This is a genomic window from Clostridium sp. CMCC3677, from assembly GCF_023845585.1.
Classification (GTDB): domain Bacteria; phylum Bacillota; class Clostridia; order Clostridiales; family Clostridiaceae; genus Clostridium; species Clostridium aquiflavi.
In genome coordinates this window covers 1-260 of sequence record NZ_JAMQHS010000066.1, presented here as the reverse complement: position 1 = coordinate 260, position 260 = coordinate 1, and the positions used below count along the sequence as shown (strand labels likewise).

At 27.3% G+C, this 260-nt stretch carries 1 protein-coding gene; it reads right to left on the bottom strand.

Going from position 1 to position 260, the window contains the following annotated elements; genetic code table 11:
* Window positions 1-260: CbiQ family ECF transporter T component (locus tag NG901_RS16755; RefSeq protein WP_252217081.1), on the bottom strand; the 260-nt coding region annotated here is incomplete at both ends.

Below are 260 nucleotides of genomic sequence, written 5' to 3'. Positions count from 1 at the left end.
AGATGTATATATATGTTCAGCTCTATCTACAGTTTTAATTAAAAGTTGACCAACAAGGCAACCACAATCTTTAAATCTTATTCCTTTTTTCATATGAGAGCGTACTGAATATGCTCTAGTTATTCTACCTACTTCTTCAATTAATACAGTAATATAACGGTAAGTAAGTAAAAATTCTACGACAAATAGTTTAGGCATCTTTAATAATATTAATGATAATGCTATTTTATTAATTCCAGTTGTAGCTATAAGAATTAGTG